Here is a 26,987-nt window from a genome sequence, read left to right as displayed (position 1 = left end):
TGCGCTTCGGGCGCCTGCCAGCCGCCGGGCAGGTCCGCCTGCGCGTCGCCGGCGGCCAGCTGCGCCCAGGCGCCGGCGTCGAAGTAATCGATGCCGGCGCCGGCCTGCGGCTGCGGCAGCATGTCCAGCACGCCGGGAAAGGCGCGCACGAAGCCGAGAAACTGGCGCCGCGTGTGCTTCCAGCCTATCCAGCACGCCAGCATCTGCACCAGCCGGTCGCGCCCCAGCAGCACTTGCACCATCGCCTGCGTGCCCCGGTTGGCGCTGCCCACCTGCAGCAAGCGGCTGCCGGGCAGGGCGCCAAAGCGTTGCCAGCGGTCTTTCAGGGCCAGGCGCGCCACCAGCCCGCCCATGCCGTGCGCGACGATGCGCAGCGGCTGCCCGCGCTGTTCGGCGTCGCGCATGGCTTCGTCGAGCACGGGCAGGAAGGCGCTGGCGGAGTGCTGCAGCGACAAGCGCCAGTCGTAGGTGAACGGCCGCACTTCCTGGCTTTGCGCGAGAAAGCGGGCAAACGGTTCATAGCACGATTCGATCCAGCCGGCGCTGACGATGTGCGGCTGGCCCACGGCCAGGCGTTCGATGCGCCCTTCGACGAGGTTGACGGGGTCGAACCAGATGCGGTTGCTGCCCACTTGCAGGTGGCTGCCCATGATGTCGGGCAGCAGCAGCACGATGGGCGCGTGCGCGCGCCGCTTCGGCACTTCGCCGCCCCGTGCCAGGGGGCCGTGCTCGATGCCGGGCAGCGGCTGGTAAGCCGTTTCGTCGCCCGTCAGCGCCTGCACGGCGGCCAGGCTGGAGGGCGCGCGCTCGAAGTAGTTCAGGTGGTGCGCCTGCGGCCCGCGCAGCAGCAGCTGGCGCACGGGCGTGCTGCGCGTGGCGCCGCCCGCCATCGAGGCGCAATTGACCACCAGGTCGTTCTGCCCCCCGTAGAGCTGGTCGTCGAGGCAGTCGCCCAGCCAGCCCAGCAAGCCTTCGCCGCTGCACGCGCCGGCCAGCACGTGCAGGGGGCTGGCCACGCGCACGTCGGGCGCGTTGAGCAGCGCCACCAGCGGCGAGTCGGGCATCATCGCTTCCAGGCCCGGCAGGATGCGCGCGTCGCAGCGCTGCTGCACCACGGCCAGCAGGAAGGCCACGCCGCCGTCGGGAACGTCGCCCTGCGGCAGCAGGTTGAACATCACGCTGGCCCAGCGGTCGAGGCGGCCCGTCATCAAGGTGGTGCCGCGCGCGGGGCAGGCCACGCGCACGAAGCGGGCGATGCGGATGGCGCGCTGCTTCAGCTCCACGCCCAGTTCGCGCAGGCGCGCCGCATCCTCGTCGTGGCCGCTGCGTCCGCCCAGCCGCGCCTGCGCCGTGAAGTGGTCGATATCGTGGCCGTTGAATGCTTCGCCGCCCACCGTGTTTTCGCTCAGCCGCTCCAGGCCGTCGCCAGCCAGGTCGACGGCGCCGCGGCTGTCGATGCGCTGCGCCCTGGCCAGCAATTCTCCCACCAGGCCGCCGCGCGAATGGGCCAGCAGGTGCAGCACGGCGCCGTGCGGCAGCTGGCGCACGAGGGCCAGCGCATTCTGGATGGGGCTTTCGCTGAGGCTGCGGTGCTCATAGCCGTAGATGCGGTTGCCGTACTGCGCCGCCAGCCGCGGCGCCTGGCCGTTGCGCCACAGGCCGCCGAAGCTGCGCGGGGTCGACGACGCCGTGCCGTGCAGCAGCAGCAGCACGGGTTCCGGCCCGGCGGGCAGGCTGGCGACGGCCGTCATGCTGCCCGCCTCGATGCCGCAGCGGTACAGTCCCAGGCGCTGTTCCAGCTGGCGGTCCTGGAAGGCGCCCGCCGCCGCCAGCGCCGTCATGGCGGCGGCGCCGCAGCGGTACACGCGCACGGCCCGCAGCATCCAGGCGCCCAGGCCGTCGCGGCTGGCGCCGGGCGGCTGGCGCGCCGCCTGCGGGCGCAAGGACAGTCCCACTTCGATGCTGGCGGGCGCGCCGTCGCGTGCCGGCGCGGGGGAACCCAGGTAGCGCGGCAGGTCCAGGCTGCCTGCCAGCAGCGAATTGCCGTCGCACAGCAGCAGTTGCACCACGTCGGCCGGGCCGATATCGAGGTTGACGCGGCAACTGCCGATGCCGCGTGCGCCGGACAGCACATGCGTCTCGCTGAGCCAGCCGGGCGCGGCGGGGCAGTCGCCGGCGCCGGCGATGGGATCGCGCGTGAGCGTCAGGCGCAGCACGGGCGGCACAGGAGGGTCGCTGGACATGCGGTCGAGATCACTGGTCAAAAGCAGACCTTGATACCTGCGGGGGCGATGCGTGTTGTGTCAGATCAAGTTTGAGTGGAAATGCCGGCTGGCGGAACGAAAGCGGGGAGGGGGTGGTGCTGGGAGCGGGAGGGCAGAGAAACGGTCAGCATGGTTTGGGCTGGGTCTCTTCGCTATCGTGCTCGGATGTTGTGCGGTGAGCGAACTACGCGAATTTCATGGCAAAAGTTCATGGCGCCGGGGACCTGGGTGCCTGGCATGGCATTACAACAGCGTGTGTATCAATGGACGGGGGTGGCCGATAGTTCCTTCAGTTCGCGGATGGTGATGTCCGATTTTTCATGCATGCGCAATAAAATCGTTGCACCGACCGACAGTTTGCCGTGACGAATCTTGCTGATGATGGGGGGCTGGACTTCGAGGACACGACACAGTTCCGCATCATTTTTCAAATTCATCTTCTCGATCAGGGTATCGAGCAGCTTGTTGGGCACAAAACTCGATGGTTCGAGCGCACGCGCCCGGTTCATCGCTTCAATCATTTCCAGCTTCTTTTGCCGAACGTTCATTTACTCCTCCTTTAGGTTATGCAAGGGACGAGACCACTTTGATGCGGTCCCGGCTATAGTTCGTCATCGCAGTACGGCTGTCTGGGTGACGTGACAACATTCGCGTTAAAACATTGATAACCAGGCAAGTGTTTTCAATAATACTACGATAACAAAACTTGTGACAGATGGTCAGTTAAATTAACTGATTGTTTGATCAATTTGGTTGACGATTGTTGTATTTTGTAGTCCGCTTTTGGTCAATACCATGGTTCTGTCCGCCATTTCGGCGGCGGCCAGCGAATGCGTGACCATGATCGCGCAACTGCCGTTGGCCTTGATCTCGGCGCGCAGCAATTGCAGGATGCCGTGCGCCGTGTCGGGGTCGAGGTTGCCGGTGGGCTCATCGGCCAGCACCAGCGCCGGCTTGTGCACGAGCGCGCGGGCGATCGCCACGCGCTGCATTTCGCCGCCCGACAATTGCTGGGGAAAGTCGCCGCCGCGTCCGCCCAGTCCGACGGCCTCGAGCATGCTGGCGGCACGCTCCTGGGGCAGTCCGTTGAGCAGCAGCGGCAGGGCCACGTTTTGCAGCAGGGTCAGGTGCGGCAAGACGTGGAAGGCCTGGAAAATAAAGCCCATGCGGGCGCGACGCAGCCGGGTGGCGGCGGCGTCATCGAGGCTGGACATGGCAATGCCGTCCACCAGGATAGGGTGCGCTTCGGCGCCCGCATCGGGCGTATCGAGGCCGGCGATCAGGTTCAGCAAGGTCGATTTGCCGACGCCCGAGTCGCCCATGATGGCGATGAATTCCCCCGCCTTGAAGCGGCAGGAAATATTCGCCAGGACGGGCCGGGCATTGGCATAGGACTTCGACAGATGGCGCAATTCGAGCATGGTGTTAACGGCTATCGTAAAGGGAGGCACGCGGGGGAGAGGGGGGCCTGGGAACTGCAAAGGGGCGCGGATTGTTTGGCCGGCAATGTGTAGTATACGACAGGCTTATCATTTTTGCTTGGCAATACCAATTTTGCGTGCGCGCCGCTGGTTTGACCTTAAGTTACCTGCCGCACGGCTGGCTTGCGCGGATTCCGCTATGATGAGAAAAAGTCATCGGCAACGGCGTCCGCCACGGCCTGCAGCATGCTCTGCGGCAGGGAGGAATAGCCGGCTGCCGGCCCAGCAAGCCCTGCCCGAACCTAGAGAGACGACGCCAGCCCATGACCATGCCACTTGCCCAGCATCCGTCCGATTTGTATCCCGCCAGCAACGCCGGAGCGGCCAGCGCCACTCCTGCCACGATAGCCGAGATCAGCAGCGGCCTGCTGGCGCGCGCTGCGTGGACCTCGCCCAAGTACCTGTACGACGCGCTGGGCTCGAAACTGTTCGAAGCCATCTGCGCCTTGCCCGAGTACTATCCGACGCGCACGGAAGCGGCCATCTTTGCCCGCCACGGCGCGGAGATCGCGCACGCGGTGGGGCCGGGCAGCACCCTGATCGACCTGGGCGCGGGCAATTGCGCCAAGGCGGCCAGCCTGTTCCCGCTGCTGCACCCGGCCCAGTACGTGGCCGTGGATATTTCCTATGACTTCCTGAGTGAATCGCTGGGCCGCTTGCAGCAGCGCTTTCCGCACATCGAGATGACGGGCCTGGGCCTGGATTTCTCCAGCCGCCTGGACCTGCCCGGCAGCGTGCGCGAGGCGCGGCGCTTGTTCTTCTATCCCGGTTCATCGATCGGCAATTTTGCTCCTGAGCAAGCGACTGCCTTCCTGCGCCGCCTGCGCGCGAATGCGGACGGCGACGGCGGCCTGCTGATCGGCGTCGACCTGATCAAGGATGACGCCATCCTCGACGCGGCGTATGACGATGCGCTGGGCGTCACGGCCGCCTTCAACCTGAACATGCTGCGCCACGTGAACGGGCTGATCGGCGCCGACTTCGACGTGCGCGCCTGGCAGCACCACGGCTTTTTCAATGCCGACGACAGCCGCGTGGAAATGCACCTGGAAGCGCGCAGCGAGCAGCTCGTCCATTGGAAAGGGGGGCAGCGGCGTTTCGCAAAAGGCGAACGCATCCATACGGAAGACAGCTATAAATACACGCGCGCAACGTTCGTCGGTTTGCTGGAGCAGGCCGGGTTTTCCACCGTGCAAGTCTGGACGGACCCGCAGCAGTGGTTTGCCGTGATCTACGCGCGCGTCATCAGGGATTGACAACGCCTGAGCAGAGCTACTGCGCGCCGCGCTTTGCGGCCTGCGATGCTCACCGGCTCGGCGCCCCCGTACTACAGTACGGTTGTGCTGCTTGGCCACAAATCACTGCCGCTCGCTACGCTTTTGTCAGGCGTTCAAGAGGCCAATATAAAACTATAAAAGACTATCATGCTGATCGATCATTACAACAAGGTGCGCCGGCACTCGCTGCGGCTGGCCGAACCCCTGTCCGACGAGGATTGCGGCGCCCAGTCGATGCCGGACGCCAGTCCCGTGAAATGGCATCTCGCGCATACCACCTGGTTTTTTGAAACGTTTATTCTGGAAAGCATGGAAACGGCGTTCGCGCCCTTTCATCCGGCCTTCCGCGTGCTGTTCAATTCGTATTACAACGGCGTGGGCGAGAAGCACCCGCGCGCCCAGCGGGGCTTGCTGACGCGCCCCGGCATGGCGCAGGTGCGCGCCTACCGCATCGATGTCGATGCGCGCATCGGCCGCCTGCTGGCCAGCGAACTGGCGCGTCCCGAGCGCGAACGGCTGACCATGCTGCTGGCGCTGGGTCTGGAACACGAGCAGCAGCATCAGGAATTGCTGTTGACGGATGTCAAGCACCTGCTGGCGCAGAGCGCCCTGTTTCCCGCTTATGTGGACAGTGCGCTGGACAACGCGCCTGCGCCAGCGCCGCGCCACGCGCCGCCCGCGGCCTGGCTCGCCTTCGACGGCGGCCTGGCGCAGATCGGCCATGCGGGCGACGGCTTTTGCTTCGACAACGAATTGCCGCGCCACCCCCAATACGTGGCGCCGTTCGAGCTGGCCACCGCGCTCGTGACGAATGGCGAATACCTGGCCTTCATCGAGGCGGGCGGCTATCGCACGGCCCACCTGTGGCTGGCGGAAGGCTGGGACTGGGTGCGCAGCCAGCAGCTGGAATGCCCGCTGTACTGGCAGCGCGACGATGACGGCCGCTGGCAGGAATTCACTTTATATGGCTTGCGTCCGCTCGATGCGAGCTTGCCGGCCACCCATCTGTCACTGTTCGAGGCGGACGCCTATGCGCACTGGGCCGGCGCGCGCCTGCCGACGGAAGCGGAGTGGGAAGTGGCGGCGCAAGGCGCGGCAATGGAAGTGGGACAGCTGCATCCGGCCGCCGCCGCGCCGGACGCGGGACTGCGGCAGATGTTCGGCCACTGCTGGCAATGGACGAGCAGCAGCTATGCGCCGTATCCCGGCTACCGCACGGCGCCGGGCGCGCTGGGCGAATACAACGGCAAGTTCATGCTGAACCAGTATGTGCTGCGCGGCTCGTCGTGCGCCACGCCGGCCGGCCATGCGCGCGCCAGCTACCGCAATTTCTTCCCGGCCGGCGCGCGCTGGCAATTTTCCGGCATCCGCCTGGCGCGCCAGGTGGAATAAGCCACTTACAACACCTAACAAAACCGTAGCGAGCGGATGTGCGGCTCGGCGCCCCCGTTGGCCCGAGAAGCGGAGCTGTGCGGATGCACAGTGAGCATCGGAGGCCGCAAATCGCGACGCGCAGCAGGTTTTGACAGGTGTTCTTAGTGCAAGCGCGGCACGGCGGGAGAGCCGGGGCGGGGCGGCGCCTTGGCATTGTCGCCATCCGGCCGTTCCAGCTTGAACTGGCTGACGAGGGTTTCCAGTTCGCCCGCCTGTTCATGCATGGCCGCTGCCGCCGCGGCCGCTTCCTCGACGAGGGCCGCATTTTGCTGCGTCGTCTGGTCCATCTGCATGATGGCGGCATTGATCTGCTCGATGCCTTCGCTCTGCTCGTGGTTGGCCACGCTGATTTCACCGACGATGGCGCTGACCCGGCCCACGCTGGCCACCACTTCCTCCATCGTGGCGCCCGCCTGGCTGACCAGCTGCGCGCCCTGGCCGACGCTGCTGACGGAGTCGGCGATGAGTTCCTTGATTTCCTTGGCGGCGGCGGCCGAACGCTGCGCCAGGTTGCGCACTTCGGACGCCACCACGGCAAAGCCCCGGCCCTGTTCGCCGGCCCTGGCCGCTTCCACGGCCGCGTTCAAGGCCAGGATATTCGTCTGGAAGGCGATGCCGTCGATCACGGCGATGATGTCGACGATCTTGCGCGAGGACGCATTGATGGCGTCCATGGTGCCGATCACTTCCGTCATGGCCGTGCCGCCGCGCTGGGCGATGGCCGATGCGGAGCGGGCCAGGCTGTCGGCCTGGCGCGCATTGTCGCTGTTGCTGCGCACGGTGCCCGTCAGTTCGATCATCGACGAGGCCGTCTCTTCCAGCGCGCTCGCCTGCGCTTCCGTGCGGGCCGACAGGTCGGCATTGCCGCTGGCGATCTGGCTCGACGCCACGGCTATCGTGCCCGTGCCGTTGCGCACCTGCCCCACCAGGGTGGCCAGGTTGGTATTCATGTCGCACAGGGCTTGCAGCAGCTGGCCCGTTTCATCCTTGCCTTCGGCCACGATTTTACTGCTCAGGTCGCCTCCGGCCACGGCTTGCGCCACGCGCAAGGCGTACGCGATCGGCGTGGTGATCGAGCGCGTGACCCACCAGGCAAAGAGCACGCCCAGCAGCAGGGCAGCCGTGCCCAGGCTGGCCATCAGCACATTCGCCGCTGAAATATTCTGCTGGATTTGCTGGCCGCCATGCACGACCACGCCCCGCTGCACTTCGTTCAGGTGGTTCACGGTTTTTTGCAGCTGATTCAGGGCGGGCAAGGTGTCGTCGCGCACGTGCACGGCCGCTTCCGCCCGCTGCCCCGCCACCAGCAGCTTGTCGGCCTGGCTGAACGACACGACATAGGCCTTGCGCTGCTGCTTCAGGGTGGCCAGCAGTTCCTTGCCTTCAGGCAGGACGATCAGGCGGTCGAGGATGGCCAGCGCATCGCTGATGGTGGCCTTGTTGGCATCGATTTCGCCGTGGATGGCGCTGGCGCGGGCGGGATCTTCATGGATGAACAGTTCCAGCACCAGCGCCGCGTTCGAGCGCGTGGTGCTGCGGATGGTGGCAATGGCGTCGGCCTTGGCCCAGTCGCGCTCGATGATGGCTTCGCTGAGCGCGCCGATCTTGTCCAGGCGCAGCAGTCCCGTGCCCACCAGCACTGCCATCAGCAGCAGCACTACGCCAAAACCGGCGCCCAGGCGCGCGCCTATCTTCATATCCGTCAATTTCATGGTGATTCCCTCGGTAGCTAATGATCTGTCTCCGGTGGTCTTGTTATGAAACGATTATACGGTCGGCAATACCTGATTTGCACTACTAATTGCCCTATAGAAATGAAAAAGCGGCACGGCGATCAAGCCGTACCGCTTTTTCTCCCTATGGAGCGCGCCGGAATTGCTTAGGCGGCGCTGGCAGCCACATCGGCTGCTGTTGTTTTTTCCGCTTCCGTTTGCCCGATGCGGCGGTTCACGGCCGACAGCACGGCCTTGAACGAGGCGGTGACGATATTGCTGTCGATGGCGGCGCCGAACAGGGTAGGGCCGTTATCGAGGCGCAATTCCACGTAGCAAGCCGCTTGCGCGTTGGCGCCGGAACCGATCGCATGCTCATGGTAATCCATCAGCTTGATGTCCAGGCCCAGCGCATTGACGAAGGCATCGATGGGACCGTTGCCGCCGCCTTGCAGGGCCAGCGGCGTCTGGCGGTGCGACAGGCTGATGTCGATCTGCACGGATTCATCGCTGCTCGTGTCTTCCACCATGCGGTGCGAAGCGTAGGCGTACGGCGCCGTCTGCTCCAGGTATTCGCGCTGGAAGATGTCGTGGATATCCTGCGCGGCGATTTCGCGGCCCGTGGCGTCGGCCACGGCTTGCACGGCACGCGAGAATTCGATCTGCAGGCGGCGCGGCAAGACCAGGCCGTATTCCTGTTCCAGCAGATACGCCATGCCGCCCTTGCCGGACTGGCTGTTGACGCGGATCACGGCGTCGTAGCTGCGGCCCAGGTCGGCCGGGTCGATGGGCAAGTACGGCACTTCCCAGATGGCGCCAGCTTCCTGTTTGGCGAAACCTTTTTTGATCGCATCCTGGTGCGAGCCGGAAAACGCCGTGAAGACCAGGTCGCCCGCATACGGGTGGCGCGGGTGGACGGGCAGCTGGTTGCACTCTTCCACGCACTTGCGCACGGTGTCGATATCGGAGAAATCCAGGCCCGGGTGCACGCCTTGCGTGTACAGATTCATCGCCAGGGTGACGAGGTCGACGTTGCCCGTGCGTTCGCCATTGCCGAACAAGCAGCCTTCCACGCGGTCGGCGCCCGCCATCACGGCCAGTTCTGCCGACGCGACGGCCGTGCCGCGGTCGTTGTGCGGGTGCACGCTGATGATGATGGAATCGCGGCGCGCCAGCTTGCGCGACATCCATTCGATCTGGTCCGCATACACATTGGGCGTGCTGCATTCCACGGTCGATGGCAAGTTGATGATCATCTTGTTGGCCGGCGTCGGCTTCCAGATGGCGCTGACGGCGTCGCAGATATGCTTGGAGAAATCGAGTTCCGTGGTGGAGAACGATTCCGGCGTGTATTCGAAACCCCATTCCGTTTCCGGGTGCTGCGCCACCAGCTGTTTTACCAGGGTGGTGCCGGTGGTGGCGATATTCGTGATTTCTTCGCGCGACATGCCGAACACGACCTTGCGGAACACGGGCGCCACGGAGTTGTACAGGTGGACGATGGCGCGCTTGGCGCCCACGACGGATTCCACCGTGCGGCGGATCAGCTCTTCGCGCGACTGGGTCAGCACGATGATGGTGACGTCGTCCGGGATGCGGCCTTCATCGACGAGCTTGCGCACGAAGTCGAAATCCGTCTGCGATGCCGATGGGAAACCCACTTCGATTTCCTTCAGGCCGATGGCGATCAGCATGTCGAAGAACCGCAGCTTCTTTTCCGCGCTCATCGGCTCGATCAAGGACTGGTTGCCGTCGCGCAAGTCGGTGCTCATCCAGATGGGCGGTTTGCTGATGATCTGGTTCGGCCATTGACGGTCGGTCAATTTGACTGGAGGAAAGGCGCGGTATTTGGAAGCTGGGTTTTGCAACATCATGATCGGGTACTCCTGAAGATAGGGGGAAATCAATGGTTGTGGCGCAAGCTTGCCGGGCGGCCACGCAACACTAGGCCAGGCAAGCGATCGGTAGTTGTAGCAGGCAAAGCACGGCAACGGCGCCAGCGGGGGCGGTCGCGTCGGAAATTGCAGGTGTAGCGGGGGATGGTGCAAACATCATCAAACCTTCCAGGGTTTTTGAAACACGCCGGCGTGTGGCCAGGCGAAGCAAAGCGGCAAACTTATGCGCGTGCTGGTAGTAGTCGCGATAGCGACAGCAAGGAAGGGGAGGAATGTTTGAAGGAGGACATGCACTCAATGTAAGGGAGGTTGGGGCGGGCTGTCAAGCGTTTCCTGGCGACACCTTGCGTCAAGCGTAATGCACTTGCGCGGCCAGCTCCGGCATTTCCTGCGCCATGCGCGCCAGGATGCGTCGCAGGATGGCCGCGTCGCGGGGCAGCCGGTCTTCCAGCCCTTGCCAGCCGGCCAGTTCCAGTTGTTGCGGCATTTCCATCAGTCCCGTGATGGCGTCCCAGCAGGCATCCCAGTTCATGCCATACAAAGCAGGGAAACCCAGCGCGGCGGCCAGGGCCGCATGCAGCTGGCGCGGCGAATGGATATCGCGCACGTCGATCGTCACCAGGGCTTGCCTGTTCACAGTATTCCCTTGAGCAAGTTCTGCAGGTTCTGCCGCATGCCTGCCGCCACCGTTTCGTGCTGCGCCAGGATGGCGGGCGCATCCTTGAATGGCGCCGGGTCCAGATACAGGCGCGGCAAGTCGGCCACGGCCACGCCGCGCGGGCCGCCGCGCAGGATCTCGTCCCCGTGTTTTGCAACGGCGTTCACGGCCGTCTGGATGCGCGGTGTGGCGGACTCTGCCAGGCAGACGGCCAGCGCCGCATCGAGGCCGGCGCGCGCGGGCGCCTGCGGCAGCACGGGGGCGGCGATCTGTTCCAGCGGCGACATGTTGACGGCCGGTTTGCGGTAGGCGAGCAGGGTGTCGAGCGCCATCAGCCGGTGCGGGCCGCCGCGCTGCAGCCAGCCGGCGATGCGGGGCCACGGCGTATCCAGCAGCGCTGCCGCAACGCCCCATTGTCCCGCCACGGGCGAGCCGACATGGATGTCGATCCAGTCCATGGCGGCCGGATTGCCCGTGTAGGCCAGCAAGATGGCGTTCGATGAACGCAGTGCGGGCGCCTGCGTGGCCAGCACGGCCGTCAGCCAGGCGAGGGCGCCGTCGGGCGGCTGTTGCGATAACTGTTGCGCAAATGGGGCGCTCAGGGCGCGGCTGTCGGCAAATTGCAAGGGTTGCGGCATGTGCATGGTCAGTAAGGAGCCAGGCGCCAGTCTAGCAGCCGGACGGGTGCGCACGAACATTGTCACTATAAACATTTAAGACTGCCTTCAGCGCCCGCGCCCGTGCTTGCGCTACAATCGGCTCTTCTTTTTACTGCCGCGTGCGGTTCTTTCCTGCCACCATGTTCCCTAAACGCCTGACCCTGCTTGCCCTGGCCGCCTTTGCGCTGGCCGGCTGCGACACTCCTGCCCCGAAACCCGTACAAGTTTTGACGCCCCCCGAACCCATCGTCGTGCCGCCGCGCAAGATCAAGATCGGCCTGGCGCTCGGTGGCGGCGCGGCGCGCGGTTTCGCGCATATCGGCGTGATCAAGGCGCTCGAATCGCAGGGCATCAACGCGGACATCGTCACGGGCACCAGCGCGGGCAGCGTGGTGGGCGCCTTGTATGCGGCAGGCAATTCCGGCTTCGCCCTGCAAAAGATGGCCTTCGACATGGACGAAGCGGCTATTTCGGACTGGGCCTTGCCCCTGTTCGGCAAGTCGTCCGGCGTGCTCAAGGGCGAGGCGCTGCAAAGCTATGTGAACAAGGCCGTGGGCGGCGTGCCGCTGGAAAAACTGAAAATCCCGTTTGGCGTGGTGGCGACCGACCTCAAAAATGGCCAGCCGATCCTGTTCCAGCGTGGCAATACCGGCATGGCCGTGCGCGCCTCGTCGGCCGTGCCGGGCGTGTTCCAGCCCGTGACGATTGCCGGCCACACCTATGTCGATGGCGGCCTCGTCGCTCCCGTGCCCGTGCGCTTTGCGCGCGACATGGGCGCCGATTTCATCATTGCCGTGAATATCTCGTCGCAAACGGATACGCAAAAAGCCATCAGTTCGATGGAGGTGATCATGCAGACCTTCGCCATCATGGGCCAGCGCATCAACCAGTTCGAGCTCAAGGATGCGGACGTGGTGATCCAGCCCAGCCTGGGCACCATGAAGGGCAACGATTTCAACAGCCGCAACCAGGCGATCCTGGCGGGCGAGCAGGCGACGTTTGCCGTCATGGCGCAGCTCAAGCAAAAGCTGAAAGCCAAGCGCGAGCAGTAAGCCGTTATTCAGGCCCCGCATTTCGTATACAATTTTGATTCAACATAACAAGGATGCACCATGCAATCGAAACCGATTTTGACACTGGACGACGTAAAGAAAATCGCTGCCGCCGCCGAAGCGGAAGCGGTCAAGAATCACTGGGCGGTCACGATCGCCATCGTCGACGACGGCGGCCACCTGCTGTGGCTGCAGCGCATGGATGGCGTGGCGCCCATCTCGTCGCACATCGCCCCATCGAAAGCGAAGACGGCCGCGCTGGGCCGCCGCGAATCGCGCATTTATGAAGAGATGATCAACGGCGGCCGCGTATCGTTCCTGAGCGTGCCGGAAATCGACGGCCTGCTCGAAGGCGGCGTGCCCATCGTGTTCGACGGCCACTACGTGGGCGCCGTCGGCGTCTCGGGCGTCAAGTCGGCGGAAGATGCGCAAATTGCGAAAGCCGGTATCGCCGCATTGACGGCCTAAGTAGTAGCCGCAATTGCAGAACAAGCCGCCCCGCGCCAGCCGGGCGGCTTTTTTCATGGGGCGGGGATTTTATGCTGCTGCGCAAAAAAATGCCGCGCTTTCTGAATTTTCTTCCTTGTGGAAAAGCTTCCTTTTGGTTATAATTCAAAGGTTTAGCCAATCACACATATACCGTAGCGACTACCCATCCCCTCATTCAAAATGACCGTTGAAACACCCTGAGTGCATCTGGCTCGGGTATCTAGGCGGTCGGTCTGACGTGGCGCAGCTACGGTAACTTTATCAGGAGTTGCCCTTGCCGCCATTTTTTTCTGGCCCTGCCGTTCCAGCCATATTAGCGCTTGCTGATGGAACGATCTTTAAAGGTTTTTCGATCGGTGCCGCCGGTCATACCACGGGCGAGGTTGTTTTCAACACCTCCATGACCGGGTATCAGGAAATCCTTACCGACCCAAGCTATTGCCGCCAGATGGTCACCCTGACCTATCCGCATATCGGCAATACGGGCGTCAATCCGGAAGACGTCGAATCTTCCAAGGTACACGCCGCTGGCCTCATCATCCGCGATCTGCCATTGCTGGCATCCAATTTCCGCTCCACCCTTTCCCTGTCCGATTACCTGAAAGCTGAAAATATCGTCGCCATCGCCGGCATCGATACTCGCAAGCTCACGCGCATCCTGCGTGAAAAAGGTGCGCAGGGCGGCGCCATCCTGGTGGGCACGCAAGGCAACGAGCCATCCGCCGCGCAAGCGCTGGAACTGGCCCGCTCCTTCCCCGGCCTGGCCGGCATGGACCTGGCCAAGGTCGTGTCGGCCCCGGCTGCCTACGAATACCGCGAAACGGAATGGACCCTGGGCGAAGGCTACGGCCAGCTGGCCGACGCGGACGCGAAATACCACGTGGTCGCCTTCGACTACGGCGTCAAGCGCAACATCCTGCGCATGCTGACGGCCCGCGGCTGCAAAGTCACCGTGCTGCCCGCGCAAGCGACGGCGGCCGATGCCCTGGCGCTGAACCCGGACGGCATCTTCCTGTCGAACGGCCCCGGCGATCCGGAACCGTGCGACTACGCGATTGCCGCGACGAAAGAGCTGATCGAGAAGGGCATCCCGACCTTCGGCATCTGCCTGGGCCACCAGATCATGGCAATCGCTTCCGGCGCGAAAACTCTGAAGATGAAGTTCGGCCACCACGGCGCCAACCACCCGGTGCAGGACCTGGAAACGAAACAGGTCTTGATTACCTCGCAAAACCACGGTTTCGCAGTCGACGCGGCAACCTTGCCCGCGAATTGCCGCGTGACCCATGAATCGCTGTTCGACGGCTCCCTGCAGGGCTTTGCCCGCACGGACAAGCCGGCCTTCTGCTTCCAGGGCCACCCTGAAGCGTCGCCGGGCCCGATGGATGTTGCTTACCTGTTTGACCGCTTCATCAACCTGATGGCTGCGGAGGAGAAAAAGAAAAATGCCTAAACGTTTAGATATCAAAAGTATTCTGATTATTGGCGCTGGCCCGATCGTGATCGGCCAGGCCTGCGAATTCGATTATTCCGGCGCGCAAGCGTGCAAGGCCCTGCGCGAAGAGGGCTACAAAGTCATCCTGGTCAACAGCAATCCTGCGACCATCATGACGGACCCGGAAATGGCCGACGTCACCTACATCGAGCCGATCACCTGGTCGGTCGTCGAGCGCATCATCGCCAAGGAGCGTCCTGACGCCATCCTGCCGACGATGGGCGGCCAGACGGCGCTGAACTGCGCGCTGGACCTGTTCAACAATGGCGTGCTGGCAAAATACAACGTCGAGCTGATCGGCGCGTCGCCGGAAGCCATCGACAAGGCGGAGGACCGTTCCAAGTTCAAGGACGCGATGACCAAGATCGGCCTCGGTTCGGCCCGTTCCGGCGTGGCGCACTCGATGGAAGAATCGTGGGCCGTGCAGCGCACCCTGGGCTTCCCGACCATCATCCGTCCATCGTTCACCATGGGCGGTTCCGGCGGCGGCATCGCCTACAACGAAGAAGAATTCGAAACCATCTGCAAGCGCGGCCTGGAAGCATCGCCGACGAAAGAGCTGCTGATCGAAGAATCGCTGCTGGGCTGGAAAGAGTACGAGATGGAAGTGGTGCGCGACAAGGCGGACAACTGCATCATCATCTGCTCGATCGAAAACCTCGATCCGATGGGCGTGCACACGGGCGACTCCATCACGGTGGCGCCTGCGCAAACCTTGACGGACAAGGAATACCAGATCATGCGCAATGCCTCGCTGGCAGTGCTGCGCGAGATCGGCGTCGACACCGGTGGTTCGAACGTGCAATTCTCGATCAACCCCATCGATGGCCGCATGATCGTCATCGAGATGAACCCGCGCGTATCGCGTTCGTCGGCCCTGGCCTCGAAAGCGACGGGTTTCCCGATTGCCAAGATCGCCGCCAAGCTGGCCGTGGGCTTCACCCTGGACGAGCTGCGCAATGAAATCACGGGCGGCGCCACGCCGGCCTCGTTCGAGCCGTCGATCGATTACGTCGTCACGAAGATCCCCCGTTTCACGTTCGAGAAATTCCCCACCGCCGACGACCACCTGACGACGCAGATGAAATCCGTCGGCGAAGTGATGGCCATAGGCCGTACCTTCCAGGAATCGTTCCAGAAAGCCTTGCGCGGCCTGGAAGTGGGCGTGGATGGCATGAACGAGAAAACCAAGGACCGCGAAAAGATCGAAGAAGAACTGGGCGAGCCTGGTCCTGAGCGCATCTGGTACGTGGGCGATGCGTTTGCCCAGGGCTTCACCCTGGAAGAAGTGCACCAGCTGACCAAGATCGACCCATGGTTCCTGATCCAGATCAAGGAAATCGTCGACCTGGAACTGTGGCTGGACACGCAGAAGCTGGAAAACCTGGACAAGAACACCCTGTACAAGCTGAAACAGAAGGGCTTCTCGGACCGCCGCCTGGGCTTCCTGCTGCAGACGACCGACACGGCCGTGCGCCAGCAGCGCCATGCGCTGAACATCCGTCCCGTCTACAAGCGCGTCGACACGTGCGCGGCCGAATTCTCGACCGATACGGCGTACATGTATTCCACGTACGACGAAGAGTGCGAATCGAATCCGACCGACAAGAAAAAGATCATGGTGCTGGGCGGTGGCCCGAACCGTATCGGCCAGGGTATCGAGTTTGACTATTGCTGCGTCCACGCTGCCCTCGCCATGCGCGAAGACGGCTACGAAACCATCATGGTCAATTGCAATCCAGAAACGGTATCGACCGACTACGATACTTCGGACCGCCTGTACTTCGAATCCCTGACCCTGGAAGACGTGCTGGAAATCGTCGCCATCGAAAAACCGGTGGGCGTGATCGTGCAGTACGGCGGCCAGACCCCGCTGAAGCTGGCGCTGGACCTGGAAGCGAACGGCGTACCGATCATCGGCACCTCGCCGGACATGATCGACGCGGCCGAAGACCGTGAGCGTTTCCAGCAGATGCTGCACACCCTGGAACTGCGCCAGCCGCCCAACCGCACGGCGCGCACGGAAGCCGACGCCCTGGCCCTGGCGCAGGAAATCGGCTACCCGCTGGTCGTGCGTCCTTCGTACGTGCTGGGCGGCCGCGCCATGGAAATCGTCCACGAGCAGCGCGACCTGGAGCGCTACATGCGCGAAGCCGTCAAGGTCTCGCACGATTCGCCCGTGCTGCTGGACCGCTTCCTGAACGACGCCATCGAATGCGACGTCGATTGCATCTCCGACGGCGAAACGACCTTCATCGGCGGCGTGATGGAACACATCGAACAGGCTGGCGTGCACTCGGGCGACTCGGCTTGCTCCCTGCCGCCATACTCGCTGGCACCGGAAACCATTGAAGAACTGAAACGCCAGACGGCGCTGATGGCCAAGGGCCTGAACGTGGTCGGCCTGATGAACGTGCAGTTCGCGATCCAGAAACAGGAGATCGACGGCCAGCTGAAAGACGTCGTCTTCGTGCTGGAAGTCAATCCACGCGCCTCGCGCACCGTGCCTTTCGTGTCGAAAGCCACGGGCCTGCAGCTGGCGAAGATCGCCGCGCGCTGCATGGTCGGCCAGTCGCTGGCATCGCAGGGCATCACGCAGGAAGTCGTGCCGCCATACTTCAGCGTCAAGGAAGCCGTGTTCCCGTTCGTCAAGTTCCCGGGCGTGGACACCATCCTGGGCCCTGAAATGAAATCGACGGGCGAAGTCATGGGCGTGGGCCTGACCTTCGGCGAAGCGTTTGTGAAATCGCAACTGGGTGCCGGCGTGAACCTGCCAAAATCGGGCAAGGTCTTCATCAGCGTGAAAGCGTCGGACAAGCCGCGCGCCGTGCAAGTGGCGCGCGACCTGGTCGAGTCCGGTTTCACCGTGGTCGCCACCAAGGGGACTGCCGCCGTGATCGCTGCTGCCGGCATCGCCGTCACACCGGTGAACAAGGTGATCGAAGGCCGTCCGCACGTGGTCGACATGATCAAGAACCATGAAATCGTGCTGGTGATCAACACCGTGGAAGAAAAACGCAGCGCCATCGTCGATTCGCGGGCCATCCGCACGTCGGCCCTGGCCTCGCGCGTGACGACCTACACGACCATCGCCGGTGCGGAAGCGGCCGTCGAAGGCATCCGCCATCTGGATGAGTTGCGCGTGTACGATCTGCAAGGCCTGCACAAGACCCTGCAGCAAGCGTAAGCGCAAGCGTGTCATTTGCAGTGGCCGCCGTTAGGCAGTACACTGCATGCTTATCAACCACAGAGTTCCGTGCAGAACAGCGCGCGGCCTCTGTGGTTTTCACTTGGTAAATCCGTTAAGCGTGAAAAACACGGACAACGGCGCCGATAACTAGCAGATAGTAGAGATAACATGACTTCAGTCCCATTGACCAAATACGGCGCAGAACTCTTGAAAGAAGAGCTGCATCATTTGAAGACCAAGGAACGCCGCATCGTCATCGATGCGATCGCCGAAGCGCGTTCGCATGGCGACCTGTCGGAAAACGCCGAATACGACGCCGCCAAGGAGCGCCAGGCGTTCGTGGAAGGCCGCATCGCCGAACTCGAAGGCAAGCTGGGTGCGGCGCAGATCATCGACCCGACCGCGCTGGACGCGGAAGGCCGCGTGGTGTTTGCCTCGACCGTGAACCTGGAAGACCTGGAATCGGGCCAGAAAGTCACATACCAGATCGTGGGCCTCGATGAAGCCGACCTGAAAATGAACAAGGTTTCCGTGACGTCCCCGATCGCCCGCGCGCTGATCGGCAAGTACGCCGGCGACGTGGTGGAAGTGCAGGCGCCGTCCGGCCCGCGCGAATACGAAATCCTGGAAGTACTGTACATCTGATGCTGACGCGCGTGCGCATCCTCGTTGCCACCCTGTGGGCCGGCAGCCTGTGGACCATCGGCTTCATCGTGGCGCCCACCCTGTTCGGCACCCTGGGCGACCGCGTGCTGGCGGGCAATATCGCCGGCAGCATGTTCCGCGCCGAGGCCTGGCTGTCCATCGCCTGTGCGCTGATACTGCTGGCCCTGTTGCAATGGCGCCCGGGTGCGCTGGAGCCGAAGCGCCGCCGTTTGCTGGGCGCGCTGGTGCTGTCGATGCTGGTGTGCGCGCTGCTCAGCCATTTCGGCATCACGCCCCTGATGGCCGAACTCAAGGCGCAGGCGCCGGCTGGCATCATGGACGAGGCCATGCGCAGCCGCTTCGGCATGCTGCATGGCGTGTCAACCCTGATTTTTGCCGTGCAGAGTGTGCTGGCAGGCGTGCTGATCTGGAAACAGCAATAATTGTTTTAACCAGAGAAGCAAAAAAACCGGGGTCAGTCTCTTCGAGATTGGATTCCGTCCCACTGGGACGGAATCCCCCGCCGGGTCTGACCCCAAAAAAAAGCGGAGCAGGGAAGATCCCGTGCTCCGCTTCTTGTTTCAAGCCCGGCAGCCTTGCGGTTGCCGGGTGAACAGGCTTACTTGCTGCCCAGTGCGCTTTTCTTGGCGCTTTTCTGACGTGGCTTGGCACGCTTGATGGAACCGCCTTCGGTAACGCGCTCATTGCCCTTGATCATGACTTTCGTCACGCTGGGGCGCTTGGTGCCGCTGGCGCTGGCCTTGACGATGGTCACTTCGCGCATGCCTTTGCCGGCGCTGACCTTCTCCTTAACCACTTCTTTTTTCGGACGGTAGATTACCAGCAGTTTGCCAATATGTTGTACCGGGGCGGCGCCGAGATTGCCGCAAATCGTATCGTACATTCCGACGCGGGCTTCGCGGTCGTCGCCGAACACGCGGACTTTAATCAGGCCGTGCGAATCCAGGCCAAGGTCGATCTCTTTGAGGACAGCAGGTGTCAAGCCCGCTTCGCCAATGATGACGATAGGCTTCAGCGCGTGTGCTTCGGCGCGCAGTGCGCTGCGCTCTACGGGTGTAAGTTTTAGCATAATAATATTTAGTAATTCCCTTAAAAGCAGTATTCTACGCGAATGGCAAAGAAGAAATTAAACAAAAACTGGTTGCACGACCACATAAATGATCCATATGTGAAGTTGGCGCAAAAAGAGGGCTACCGCGCCCGGGCAGCATACAAGCTGAAAGAAATCGATGAAGACGAGAAACTGATCAAACCTGGCCAGGTGATCGTCGACCTGGGCTGCACTCCTGGCAGCTGGGCCCAGTACACGCGGCGCAAGCTGGCCGGCAAGGACGGCGGCGGGGTCAATGGTACCCTGATTGGCCTGGACATGCTGGAAATGGAGCCGATTGCCGATTTCCACTTCATCCAGGGTGATTTCCGCGAGTCGCGCGTGTTGCGCCAGCTGGAAGTGGTGTTGGAAGGACGCAAGGTCGACCTGGTCCTGTCGGACATGGCGCCCAACCTGTCGGGCATCGCCACGGCGGACGCCGCGCGCATGGAACACCTGATCGACCTGGCCATCGAATTTTCGCAATTGCATTTGAAGCCATCGGGCGTCTTGCTGGTGAAATGTTTTAAGGACATGGGATTCAGCCAGATCGTGGAGAAATTCCGCGCCGAATTCAAGGTCGTGGTGCAGAAAAAGCCCAAGGCCAGCCGCGATAAATCGTCGGAAATCTTCCTGATGGGGCGTGGAATCAAGAATCCCGTGAAAAATGCCGTGGAAGAAGATGATTCCGCCCTTGATATTTGAGCGGGAATCCGCACATGGGAACGAGAAGTGCAGTAGCGCAGATGGTATAAAAGCCTAAATTGTTTATACTGCACTTTTTTGCGTGAACGCGGTTTTTTCGCGCGCACGGATCGGCGGGCTTTGGCACGGCCCGCTTATTGCGAGTAAAATCGTGTTTCTAGCTATAGGTAAAGAGATGCGCACTGCATCCAAGGAGTCTTCGTGAATAACATGTTTTCCAAATCTGCCATCTGGGTAGTCGTATTGCTGCTGTTGTTCATGCTGTTCAAGCAATTCGACAGTCATGGCGCCACAGGCGGCAGCAAGGCCATCGCTTATTCCGATTTGCTGGATGAAGTCAAAGCCAAGCGCGTCAAGGATGTCGTGATCGAAGGTTCGTCGATCACCGCCAAGCTGATGGACGACACCAAGGTGCGTACCACCGCCACCAGCCTGGACAAGGGCCTGATCGGCGACCTGCGCGACAATGGCGTGCATTTCGACGTGCGCCCGCCCGAGGAAGCGTCTTTCCTGCAAACTATTTTTGTTTCCTGGTTCCCCATGCTGCTGTTGATCGGCGTCTGGGTGTTCTTCATGCGTCAGATGCAAGGCGGCGGCAAGGGCGGGGCATTCTCGTTCGGCAAGTCGAAGGCGCGCATGATGGATGAAGCCAGCAACACCGTCACCTTCGCCGATGTCGCCGGTTGCGACGAAGCGAAAGAAGAAGTCAACGAAGTGGTCGACTTCCTCAAGGACCCCAGCAAATTCCAGAAACTGGGCGGCCGCATTCCCCGCGGCGTGCTGATGGTCGGCCCTCCAGGCACGGGTAAAACCCTGCTGGCGCGCGCCATCGCCGGCGAAGCCAAGGTGCCGTTCTTCTCGATTTCCGGTTCCGACTTCGTGGAAATGTTCGTCGGCGTGGGCGCCAGCCGCGTGCGCGACATGTTCGAAAATGCGAAGAAGCATTCGCCATGCATCATCTTCATCGATGAGATCGACGCTGTCGGCCGTCACCGCGGCGCCGGCATGGGCGGCGGCAATGACGAGCGCGAACAGACCCTGAACCAGTTGCTGGTCGAGATGGACGGTTTTGAAGCGAACTCCGGCGTGATCGTCGTGGCCGCCACCAACCGCGCCGACGTGCTCGACAAAGCCTTGCTGCGTCCAGGCCGTTTCGACCGCCAGGTGTCCGTCGGCTTGCCCGATATCCGCGGCCGCGAACAGATCTTGAACGTGCACATGCGCAAAGTGCCTATCGGTACCGACGTGAAAGCCGATATCCTGGCCCGCGGCACCCCCGGTTTCTCGGGCGCGGACCTGGCCAACCTGGTCAACGAAGCGGCCCTGTTTGCCGCCCGCCGCAGCAAGCGCCTGGTGGAAATGATCGACTTCGAAGATGCGAAAGACAAGATCTACATGGGCCCTGAGCGTAAATCGATGATCATCCGCGAGGAAGAACGTCGCAATACGGCTTACCATGAGTCCGGCCACGCCGTCGTCGCCAAGCTGCTGCCGAAAGCCGATCCCGTGCATAAAGTGACGATCATGCCGCGCGGCTGGGCCCTGGGCCTGACGTGGCAGCTGCCGGAACACGACAACTTGTCCGCTTACAAGGACAAGATGCTGGAAGAAATTTCCATCCTGTTCGGCGGCCGTATCGCGGAAGAGATTTTCGTTGGGCAGATGTCCACGGGCGCGTCGAACGACTTCTCGCGCGCCACCAAGCTGGCCCGTTCCATGGTGACCCGCTTCGGCATGTCCGACAGCATGGGCGTGATGGTCTACGAAGACAGCGAAAACGAAGGTTTCTTCGGTGGTGCCACCAAGACGATCTCGGAAGCGACCCAGCAAAAGGTCGATGCTGAAATCCGCAACATTCTCGACAAGCAATATGCTTTGGCGCGTACCTTGCTGGAAGGCAACCGCGACAAGGTCGAAATGATGACCAAGGCCTTGCTGGAATGGGAAACCATTGATGCAGAGCAAATCAATGACATCATGGCCGGCCTGGAGCCGCGTCCGCCGAAAGTCATTCCGCCACGCCGCAATGCGGGCGACAGCGGCACGGGCGGCATCTCGCCCAACGTGACGGCGCCAGCCTGATAGCGGCCACTGCCTGACCGGCGGCAAGCAAGAGAAGGGTAAGGAGCAATCCTTGCCCTTTTTCGTTGCCGCCGCAGTTTTTTCCTGACGACTAAAAAGAATTACATGCGACACTATTTGCAATTCGGCCGTTTCGGCTTCAACCTGCAGGGCACGCAGGCGCTGGTGATGGGCATCCTGAATATCACGCCCGACTCGTTTTCCGATGCGGGCCAGTACCAGCACCTGGAATTTGCCATTTCGCGCGCCGAGCAGATGATCATTGACGGCGTCGACATCATCGATATCGGCGGCGAATCGAGCCGCCCCGGCGCGCCGCCGCTGCCGCTGCACGACGAACTGCAGCGCGTCATGCCGGTGCTGTACGCCTTGCGCGACTGCGGCAAGCCCCTGTCCGTCGACACCTACAAGCCTGAAGTGATGCGCGAAGCCATCCTGGCGGGCGCCGACATGATCAATGACATCAACGGTTTCCGCGCGCCGGGCGCCATCGACGCCGTGCGGGACAGCGATTGCGCGCTGTGCATCATGCACATGCAAAACGTGCCGGAAACCATGCAAGCCCAGCCCCAGTACGAGGACGTGGTGCGTGAAGTCAGGGATTTCCTGCGCGAGCGCATTGACACGATGACGGCGGCCGGCATCGCCCGCGAGCGCCTGTGCGTCGATCCCGGCTTTGGCTTCGGCAAGACGGTGGAGCAGAACTATGCCTTGCTGCGCGCCACGCGCCAGCTGCGCAGCGAGCTGGGCTTGCCCGTGCTGGCGGGCCTGTCGCGCAAATCGATGATCGGCGCCGTGACGGGACGTCCCGTCGAGCAGCGCCTGGCCGGCAGCGTTGCCGGGGCGCTTGCTGCGGTAGCGCAAGGCGCAGAAATTATCCGTGTGCATGATGTAGCTGAAACCGTCGATGCGCTGAAGGTCTGGCGCATGGCACACTGAGCCTGTAAGATTTATCATAAACAACAAAAAGAGAAAGACTATGACGCGTAAATATTTTGGCACCGATGGCATCCGCGGCCTGGTGGGCACGGCTCCGATCACCCCGGACTTTGTCATGCGCCTCGGTTATGCGGCCGGCAAGGTGCTGGCCAAGTCGCAGGGCGGCAAGACGCGTCCGACCGTGCTGATCGGCAAGGACACGCGCATTTCCGGCTACATGCTGGAAGCGGCGCTGGAAGCGGGCCTGTCGGCCGCCGGCGTGGACGTGATGCTGGCCGGCCCCATGCCGACGCCCGCGATTGCCTACCTGACGCGGGCGCTTCGCCTGTCGGCGGGCGTGGTCATTTCCGCCTCGCACAATCCGTATCACGATAACGGCATCAAGTTCTTTTCCGGCCAGGGCACCAAGCTGCCCGACAGCGTGGAACTGGAAATCGAAGCGGCGCTCGACGAGCCCATGTCCTGCGTGCCGTCGGAAAAACTGGGCCGCGCCAAGCGCCTGGACGATGCCCAGGGCCGCTACATCGAATTTTGCAAGAGCACCTTCCCGAACGAGCTGGATTTGCGGGGCCTGAAGATCGTCGTCGATTGCGCGCACGGCGCCGCCTACCATATCGCGCCGCACGTGTTCCATGAGCTGGGCGCGGAAGTCATCGCCATCGGCAACAAGCCCGACGGCTTCAACATCAATGCGGGCTTTGGCGCCACGGCCACGAAGGCGATGGCCGCCGCCGTCGTCGAGCATGGTGCGGATCTGGGCATCGCCCTCGACGGCGACGCCGACCGCCTGATCATGTGCGATGCGACGGGGCGCCTGTATAACGGCGACGAGTTGTTGTATGTGATGGTCAAGGACCGCCTGGCCACGGGCCCCGTGGCCGGCGCCGTGGGCACCCTGATGACCAACATGGCGCTGGAAGTGCTGTTCAAGGAGCAGGGGATCGGCTTTGCGCGCGCCAAGGTGGGCGACCGCTACGTGCTGGAAGTCATGAAGGAAAAGGGCTGGATACTGGGCGGCGAAGGCTCGGGCCATCTGCTGTGCCTGGACCGGCACACGACGGGCGATGGCATCGTCTCCGCACTGCAAGTATTGTCCGCGCTCAAGCGCAGCGGCCAGAGCCTGCAGCAATGCCTGGCCGAACTGGTACTGTTCCCGCAAACCCTGATCAACCTGCGCGTGGCGCCCGGTTTCGACTGGCAGAAAAATGCCGCCATGGTGGCCGAGAAAGCGCAGGTCGAGGCCGAGCTGGGCGACACGGGCCGCGTGCTGATCCGCGCTTCCGGCACCGAGCCGCTGATCCGCGTGATGGTCGAGGCGAAGGATAAGGAAAAGGCCGAGTCGATGGCGCGCCGCATTGCCGATAAAGTCGCTGCTTAAAAAGCAAAGTCAGGGGCAACGGCGATAGATATTTCCATCTAATTCGTCTATGGCAATTGACGAAATTGGGTGGGGGCGTTATTATCTTGTCTTCGGAGTGTGGCGCAGCCCGGTAGCGCACCTGGTTTGGGACCAGGGGGTCCAAGGTTCGAATCCTTGTACTCCGACCAAAGTCATAAGCGGGCTGTCAGAAATGACAGCCCGTTTTCTATTCCGCGCAGGCATTTCATTGCTGGCGCGCATGGATTAAAATACTGCACCTCTCCGCCCATCGTTCAACGGATAGGACAACGGTCTTCTAAACCGTGAATGGGGGTTCGATTCCCTCTGGGCGGACCAGTTTCATACTGGCCACGATCATGCGGCGGCAGCCTGCCGTACCGCACCTCATTCCCCTGCATTCTCCTTGCCGCGCACCTGTTCAGGGTTGCGCGCACAGCACCACGCCCAGCAAATACAGCAGCGGCGCCGCGCACAGCAGCGCGGAACATAGCGACAGCACTTTCTTGCTCGCCAGGCGCGCCAGGCGCAGCCGTTCGCGCACGGGCAAACGCTGGCGCAGCACGCTGCGTGCGCGCGGCTGGAATGGGGATTCATGCATGGAGGCTCCTTCTCGACGGTGGCGAATGTTGCTGGCCAGCATAGCGAGACGGGCATAAAGACGGTGTAAAGAGTGGGGCGCGCGCCGCAAGCGCGATGTAAACATGCGGCGGGGAGCGGCGCAGCGGGATGGGTGGGCTTGAAGGCGGCAAGCAACCCGGCTGTGCCGGTGCCGGCCTTATCTTGCCTGGCGGCGGCGGGCGATGAGGCCGAGCAGGCCCAGTCCGGCGAGCAGCATGGCATAGGTTTCCGGTTCAGGTACGGCGGAAACATAGGCGCGGTAATTGCTCAAGTCCTTGGGCAAGCCTGACACCGTGAAGGTCGTGCCGGCAGCGACGGGCGCGGCCCACTGGAAGACCAGTTCGCCCTGGCCGAAATGGATGGCCAGGTAATCATAGGCCGCCGCGCTCGTGAAGGAATTGACCCCGCCGCTGGCGCCCGCCGTGGTGCCGGCCGTGCAGCCGGAGGTGGCATTGTCGCAAAACGAGACGGCCGCGCCCAGGCTGGTGCCGAAGACGCCGTTGATATAGGCCTGGATGTCGGCTGGACTTTGCGGCACGAGATTGTCGTTATAGTATTTCACCGTGAGGGCCGGCGATGGCGAGTACGTGACGGTGCTGCTTTCGATGCTGAAACCGCTGGCGGGTCCCACGTCTACCCATGTAGCGGCCTGTGCCACGCCAACTGCGACCGTCAGGGCGGCCAGCATGGATGCCTGTACGGCAATGCTTGTTATGCTTTTCATGAAAATCCCCTTTTATTATCTTGCAGTCATTTCACTGCTTCAGGGTGCGCGCCATCCTGTCAGGGAGGTCAACTTGTCGCCCGTTCGCCTTTGCGTGTGTACGCAATGCAAGCTTACTCGCGCTGTAAACTAATGCAATTTAAATAATGCTATTGGTTTAGTTGGCAACATTGTATGCAGCTATGCATGGCTGTGCCCGTGATGGCTTGCGCGGTGAGCGGCAAGGGCGTGGCAGCACGCGCCGCGCCGTGCTGGCGGAGGGAGCGGCGTTTCAGTCGTTGCCGTTACTGACGCCAAACAGGCGATCCTTGGCGTTGAGCAGCTTTTGCACCTTGGCGCCCATTTTCATCAGCTGCGCCATCGACTCGGGCGACAGGCGCTGCAAGTCGTCGAACCAGGTGTTGGCCAGGTCGACCAGTTCATACATTTCGCGCATGCGTTCCTGCGCGTACTGGTCCACGGGTTCCGTGGCCGGCGCCAGCAGCGATTCGCGCAGCACCGTCAGGGTGGGCGCCACTTCGCGGCGGCGCCGTTCGGCCGCCACCACGCGGAAGATTTGCCACACATCGCCCAGCGAGGAAAAATACTCGCGCCGGTCGCCGGGGATGCGCGACTGGCGGATCAAGCCCCAGCCCTGCAATTCCTTCAGGCCGATGCTCACGTTCGAACGGGAAAAACTCAGGTGCTCCGCGATTTCATCCGCATGCAAGGGATGCTCTGCGACAAACAACAAGGCGTACACTTGCCCCACGGTACGGTTAAAGCCCCAGCGGCTGCCCATCTCGCCGAAATGGCTGACGAAGGTCAGGATCAGCGGCGTCATTTGGATATGTTGAGTTTTCATAATTATCTGAATTTTTTCACGCCATACTGGTGGGGTCAATTGATATATGTCATGTTTCGCAGTATTATACAAAAAATCGAATTTACAGAAAATTCTGAAAACTCAAGAAGTATAGATATGCCGACTACGTCCTTGTCTTTGCCCCGCTTTATCCTTCCCCGTGCCGCCAGCCTGGCGCAAGGGGGCGCCGCCTTGCTGTGGCTGCCGCAAGCGGCCTTGCTGGCCTGGGCCGTGCAAGCCATGCTAGCCGCTGCACCCTGGCGCGCGGCCCTGCTGCCGGCCGCCGGCGTGCTGCTGCTGGGCGTGCTGCGCGCCGGCTGCGAAGCGTGGGG

The 26,987-nt window shown here is 62.4% G+C and carries 22 protein-coding genes, 2 tRNA genes and 2 pseudogenes; 15 read left to right on the top strand and 11 right to left on the bottom strand.

Going from position 1 to position 26,987, the window contains the following annotated elements; all coding sequences use genetic code 11:
* The 3 genes and pseudogenes from GCN74_RS25915 to GCN74_RS25905 all read right to left on the bottom strand — a co-directional run.
* Positions 1–2,264 (bottom strand): annotated as a pseudogene (locus tag GCN74_RS25915) (hypothetical protein); the annotation flags it as partial.
* Positions 2,265–2,524: 260 nt separating this feature from the next.
* Positions 2,525–2,812, bottom strand: a complete 288-nt coding sequence (locus tag GCN74_RS25910) for a hypothetical protein (RefSeq protein WP_034786045.1) — start codon at positions 2,810–2,812, stop codon at positions 2,525–2,527.
* A gap of 180 nt (positions 2,813–2,992) precedes the next feature.
* Positions 2,993–3,685, bottom strand: coding sequence for an ABC transporter ATP-binding protein (locus GCN74_RS25905; protein ID WP_152259318.1), 693 nt, complete (start codon positions 3,683–3,685; stop codon positions 2,993–2,995).
* A gap of 323 nt (positions 3,686–4,008) precedes the next feature.
* Here GCN74_RS25905 and egtD point away from each other — a divergent pair, with 323 nt between their 5' ends.
* Both egtD and egtB read left to right on the top strand, forming a co-directional pair.
* A complete protein-coding gene (egtD, locus tag GCN74_RS25900) occupies positions 4,009–5,001 on the top strand; it encodes an L-histidine N(alpha)-methyltransferase (RefSeq protein ID WP_152259317.1) in 993 nt (330 codons plus the stop codon).
* Positions 5,002–5,169: 168 nt separating this feature from the next.
* Positions 5,170–6,414 carry an ergothioneine biosynthesis protein EgtB gene (gene egtB, locus GCN74_RS25895; protein ID WP_152259316.1) on the top strand — a complete coding sequence of 415 codons (1,245 nt, stop codon included), beginning with the start codon at positions 5,170–5,172 and terminating at the stop codon, positions 6,412–6,414.
* 143 nt (positions 6,415–6,557) lie between these two features.
* Here the strand turns inward: egtB and GCN74_RS29600 are convergent, their stop codons facing one another.
* The 4 genes from GCN74_RS29600 to GCN74_RS29425 form a co-directional block, all read right to left on the bottom strand.
* The gene (locus GCN74_RS29600) at positions 6,558–8,168 is read right to left on the bottom strand and encodes a methyl-accepting chemotaxis protein (protein WP_193317271.1); all 1,611 of its coding nucleotides are present in this window, start codon (positions 8,166–8,168) and stop codon (positions 6,558–6,560) included.
* Positions 8,169–8,335: 167 nt separating this feature from the next.
* Positions 8,336–10,042 (bottom strand): 2-isopropylmalate synthase, encoded by a 1,707-nt coding sequence (gene leuA, locus GCN74_RS25885; RefSeq protein WP_152259315.1) that lies wholly within the window; start codon positions 10,040–10,042, stop codon positions 8,336–8,338.
* Positions 10,043–10,412: 370 nt separating this feature from the next.
* On the bottom strand, positions 10,413–10,700 hold the full coding sequence (locus GCN74_RS25880) for a barstar family protein (protein ID WP_152259314.1): 288 nt from the start codon (positions 10,698–10,700) through the stop codon (positions 10,413–10,415).
* Positions 10,697–11,434, bottom strand: coding sequence for a hypothetical protein (locus tag GCN74_RS29425; protein ID WP_226939225.1), 738 nt, complete (start codon positions 11,432–11,434; stop codon positions 10,697–10,699). Before GCN74_RS29425 ends, GCN74_RS25880 begins: the two co-directional genes overlap by 4 nt.
* Before the next feature lie 86 nt (positions 11,435–11,520).
* Between GCN74_RS29425 and GCN74_RS25870 the strand changes: the two genes are divergently transcribed.
* The 6 genes from GCN74_RS25870 to GCN74_RS25845 all read left to right on the top strand — a co-directional run bounded on the left by GCN74_RS25870 (position 11,521) and on the right by GCN74_RS25845 (position 18,694).
* The gene (locus GCN74_RS25870) at positions 11,521–12,432 is read left to right on the top strand and encodes a patatin-like phospholipase family protein (protein WP_152259313.1); all 912 of its coding nucleotides are present in this window, start codon (positions 11,521–11,523) and stop codon (positions 12,430–12,432) included.
* Between the two features lie 60 nt (positions 12,433–12,492).
* On the top strand, positions 12,493–12,900 hold the full coding sequence (locus tag GCN74_RS25865; protein ID WP_152259312.1) for a GlcG/HbpS family heme-binding protein: 408 nt from the start codon (positions 12,493–12,495) through the stop codon (positions 12,898–12,900).
* Positions 12,901–13,195: 295 nt separating this feature from the next.
* Positions 13,196–14,374: a glutamine-hydrolyzing carbamoyl-phosphate synthase small subunit gene (carA, locus tag GCN74_RS25860; RefSeq protein WP_152259311.1), complete on the top strand. Its 1,179-nt coding sequence runs from the start codon at positions 13,196–13,198 to the stop codon at positions 14,372–14,374.
* Positions 14,367–17,603 (top strand): carbamoyl-phosphate synthase large subunit, encoded by a 3,237-nt coding sequence (carB, locus tag GCN74_RS25855; protein ID WP_152259310.1) that lies wholly within the window; start codon positions 14,367–14,369, stop codon positions 17,601–17,603. Before carA ends, carB begins: the two co-directional genes overlap by 8 nt.
* A 171-nt stretch (positions 17,604–17,774) precedes the next feature.
* The gene (gene greA, locus GCN74_RS25850) at positions 17,775–18,251 is read left to right on the top strand and encodes a transcription elongation factor GreA (protein WP_034757428.1); all 477 of its coding nucleotides are present in this window, start codon (positions 17,775–17,777) and stop codon (positions 18,249–18,251) included.
* On the top strand, positions 18,251–18,694 hold the full coding sequence (locus tag GCN74_RS25845) for a DUF4149 domain-containing protein (protein WP_193317270.1): 444 nt from the start codon (positions 18,251–18,253) through the stop codon (positions 18,692–18,694). The genes greA and GCN74_RS25845 overlap by 1 nt, the downstream gene beginning before the upstream one ends.
* 176 nt (positions 18,695–18,870) lie before the next feature.
* Here GCN74_RS25845 and GCN74_RS25840 read toward each other — a convergent pair whose 3' ends face one another.
* Entirely contained in the window at positions 18,871–19,341 is a 471-nt protein-coding gene (locus tag GCN74_RS25840; protein WP_010397237.1) for a YhbY family RNA-binding protein, read from the bottom strand.
* 42 nt (positions 19,342–19,383) lie between these two features.
* Here GCN74_RS25840 and GCN74_RS25835 point away from each other — a divergent pair, with 42 nt between their 5' ends.
* From GCN74_RS25835 to GCN74_RS25810, 6 genes are all read left to right on the top strand, one after another.
* Positions 19,384–20,067, top strand: coding sequence for an RlmE family RNA methyltransferase (locus GCN74_RS25835; RefSeq protein WP_152259308.1), 684 nt, complete (start codon positions 19,384–19,386; stop codon positions 20,065–20,067).
* A gap of 201 nt (positions 20,068–20,268) precedes the next feature.
* Complete coding sequence (gene ftsH / locus GCN74_RS25830; protein WP_092712889.1) at positions 20,269–22,149, top strand: ATP-dependent zinc metalloprotease FtsH; 1,881 nt, start codon at positions 20,269–20,271, stop codon at positions 22,147–22,149.
* A gap of 105 nt (positions 22,150–22,254) precedes the next feature.
* Positions 22,255–23,088, top strand: a complete 834-nt coding sequence (gene folP, locus GCN74_RS25825) for a dihydropteroate synthase (protein ID WP_152259307.1) — start codon at positions 22,255–22,257, stop codon at positions 23,086–23,088.
* Between the two features lie 40 nt (positions 23,089–23,128).
* Entirely contained in the window at positions 23,129–24,466 is a 1,338-nt protein-coding gene (gene glmM / locus GCN74_RS25820) for a phosphoglucosamine mutase (protein ID WP_152259306.1), read from the top strand.
* A gap of 93 nt (positions 24,467–24,559) precedes the next feature.
* A tRNA-Pro gene (locus GCN74_RS25815) sits at positions 24,560–24,636 on the top strand.
* A 94-nt stretch (positions 24,637–24,730) separates the two neighbouring features.
* A tRNA-Arg gene (locus GCN74_RS25810) sits at positions 24,731–24,805 on the top strand.
* 82 nt (positions 24,806–24,887) lie between these two features.
* On the opposite strand, the gene GCN74_RS25805 is transcribed toward GCN74_RS25810, so the two are convergent.
* The 3 genes from GCN74_RS25805 to GCN74_RS25795 form a co-directional block, all read right to left on the bottom strand.
* Positions 24,888–25,067 carry a hypothetical protein gene (locus GCN74_RS25805; protein WP_152259305.1) on the bottom strand — a complete coding sequence of 60 codons (180 nt, stop codon included), beginning with the start codon at positions 25,065–25,067 and terminating at the stop codon, positions 24,888–24,890.
* A gap of 177 nt (positions 25,068–25,244) precedes the next feature.
* Positions 25,245–25,811 carry a PEP-CTERM sorting domain-containing protein gene (locus GCN74_RS29420; RefSeq protein ID WP_226939224.1) on the bottom strand — a complete coding sequence of 189 codons (567 nt, stop codon included), beginning with the start codon at positions 25,809–25,811 and terminating at the stop codon, positions 25,245–25,247.
* Between the two features lie 271 nt (positions 25,812–26,082).
* On the bottom strand, positions 26,083–26,634 hold the full coding sequence (locus GCN74_RS25795; RefSeq protein WP_193317268.1) for a GbsR/MarR family transcriptional regulator: 552 nt from the start codon (positions 26,632–26,634) through the stop codon (positions 26,083–26,085).
* Between the two features lie 138 nt (positions 26,635–26,772).
* Between GCN74_RS25795 and GCN74_RS25790 the strand changes: the two are divergent.
* Positions 26,773–26,987 (top strand): annotated as a pseudogene (locus GCN74_RS25790) (thiol reductant ABC exporter subunit CydD); the annotation flags it as partial.

Origin of the sequence: Janthinobacterium sp. FT14W (assembly GCF_009208755.1) — a bacterium.
Taxonomy (GTDB): Bacteria; Pseudomonadota; Gammaproteobacteria; order Burkholderiales; family Burkholderiaceae_D; genus Janthinobacterium; species Janthinobacterium violaceinigrum.
The sequence above is the reverse complement of the archived record's forward strand: the minus strand, read 5'-3'. Positions and strand labels throughout refer to the sequence as shown.

Coding starts and splice junctions, on each gene's coding strand:
- GCN74_RS25840 (WP_010397237.1), bottom strand. CDS start 19,341: ATGCTAAAACTTACACCCGTAGAGCGCAGCGCACTGCGCGCCGAAGCA.
- egtD (WP_152259317.1), top strand. CDS start 4,009: ATGACCATGCCACTTGCCCAGCATCCGTCCGATTTGTATCCCGCCAGC.
- GCN74_RS25905 (WP_152259318.1), bottom strand. CDS start 3,685: ATGCTCGAATTGCGCCATCTGTCGAAGTCCTATGCCAATGCCCGGCCC.
- glmM (WP_152259306.1), top strand. CDS start 23,129: ATGACGCGTAAATATTTTGGCACCGATGGCATCCGCGGCCTGGTGGGC.
- GCN74_RS25845 (WP_193317270.1), top strand. CDS start 18,251: ATGCTGACGCGCGTGCGCATCCTCGTTGCCACCCTGTGGGCCGGCAGC.
- egtB (WP_152259316.1), top strand. CDS start 5,170: ATGCTGATCGATCATTACAACAAGGTGCGCCGGCACTCGCTGCGGCTG.
- GCN74_RS25835 (WP_152259308.1), top strand. CDS start 19,384: ATGGCAAAGAAGAAATTAAACAAAAACTGGTTGCACGACCACATAAAT.
- leuA (WP_152259315.1), bottom strand. CDS start 10,042: ATGATGTTGCAAAACCCAGCTTCCAAATACCGCGCCTTTCCTCCAGTC.
- GCN74_RS29420 (WP_226939224.1), bottom strand. CDS start 25,811: ATGAAAAGCATAACAAGCATTGCCGTACAGGCATCCATGCTGGCCGCC.
- GCN74_RS25870 (WP_152259313.1), top strand. CDS start 11,521: ATGTTCCCTAAACGCCTGACCCTGCTTGCCCTGGCCGCCTTTGCGCTG.
- GCN74_RS29425 (WP_226939225.1), bottom strand. CDS start 11,434: ATGTTTATAGTGACAATGTTCGTGCGCACCCGTCCGGCTGCTAGACTG.
- carB (WP_152259310.1), top strand. CDS start 14,367: ATGCCTAAACGTTTAGATATCAAAAGTATTCTGATTATTGGCGCTGGC.
- GCN74_RS25910 (WP_034786045.1), bottom strand. CDS start 2,812: ATGAACGTTCGGCAAAAGAAGCTGGAAATGATTGAAGCGATGAACCGG.
- GCN74_RS29600 (WP_193317271.1), bottom strand. CDS start 8,168: ATGAAATTGACGGATATGAAGATAGGCGCGCGCCTGGGCGCCGGTTTT.
- folP (WP_152259307.1), top strand. CDS start 22,255: ATGCGACACTATTTGCAATTCGGCCGTTTCGGCTTCAACCTGCAGGGC.
- GCN74_RS25865 (WP_152259312.1), top strand. CDS start 12,493: ATGCAATCGAAACCGATTTTGACACTGGACGACGTAAAGAAAATCGCT.
- GCN74_RS25805 (WP_152259305.1), bottom strand. CDS start 25,067: ATGCATGAATCCCCATTCCAGCCGCGCGCACGCAGCGTGCTGCGCCAG.
- GCN74_RS25795 (WP_193317268.1), bottom strand. CDS start 26,634: ATGACGCCGCTGATCCTGACCTTCGTCAGCCATTTCGGCGAGATGGGC.
- greA (WP_034757428.1), top strand. CDS start 17,775: ATGACTTCAGTCCCATTGACCAAATACGGCGCAGAACTCTTGAAAGAA.